At 59.0% G+C, this 1,080-nt stretch carries 1 protein-coding gene; it reads right to left on the bottom strand.

Annotation, left to right across the window (positions count from 1 at the left end):
- Positions 1–1,080, bottom strand: a 1,080-nt coding sequence (locus ACR0C6_RS21345) for a helix-turn-helix domain-containing protein (protein WP_480621113.1), incomplete at both ends; no start/stop codon positions are given.

Here is a 1,080-nt window from a genome sequence, read left to right as displayed (position 1 = left end):
GTTTGCAGTTCAGCCACCAATTGCTTGAGAGCGCTGTTCTGTTCCGCCTCAAGATCGGCAACGGCATAAACTTCAGACACCGCGTCTTTCGAAAGGATCACCCCCTTGGTAACCGTGCCGGGTGCCCCTGCCGGGCCATAGTGCTCACCGTTCATTGAGAAATAAACCGATCCCGACGCCCCTGCCCGCAACAGCGGTGGTTCTTCCGTTAGCGGAACCTCAAAGACACTGCCTTGCTCGACCGTTCCAAGGGTCCCTTCGAAAATAACACTGCCATCCGCCGCCGTCACCCGCATCCAAGAAGGATCGACAGCAACGATTTTCAGCATGGTATCAATCTGTTCCACGACCTGCGGCAAGGATGGTCGTTCAACCGTGTGCACTTCGGCGACTTCGAACTGCGGCAGGCTTGGCGGGCGGAAGGTTCCGACATCGCGTGGATCAAGGGTCGAAATTGGCGCATCGCGGGCAACCAGAACCGGAACATCCAAGGCCTGCGGACGATAGAGGCGGTCCAGTGCCTCGGTGTTCGCCGCAGCAACCGCATCATCGACAACGCCGCCGCGCACGGCATCCAGCGGATCAAGGTCGGAAAGCACCACAGGCGCTTGTTCAACCGGGCTGACCTGTACCTGCTGGATCTTGTTCAGAACCGCCCACCCGCCATAGCCGATGCCACCAATAACCGCCAAAAGCACCAGCGACGATCCGATAGCGCGCGGTTCAATCTGACTGACCAGAGATTCCTTGCCCGGAATATACGGCGTATTGGGCGAGATGAAGGGATCGCGCCCCATTGGCCCACGCGCCGGAAGCGCGCCGGTCGGCTTTCGCACCACCGAAGCCTCGGCCGACATGCCATGCGCGACCGAAAAACCGCTTTCCGCGCAGAAAGTCGAGAAGGTTTCATCCGGGTTCATCCCCAGATAACGCGCGTAAGAACGCACATACCCGGCGATAAAGCCGGGCGTGTCAAAGGCATCAGGATCTGCGTTTTCGATGGCAGCAATGTAGTTGGCTTTGATCCTCAGCTCGCGCTGAACATCCAACAGGGATTTGCCCATGGTTGCGCGTTCGCCG

The organism is Ruegeria sp. AL12 (assembly GCF_056540885.1).
The sequence above is the reverse complement of the archived record's forward strand: the minus strand, read 5'-3'. Positions and strand labels throughout refer to the sequence as shown.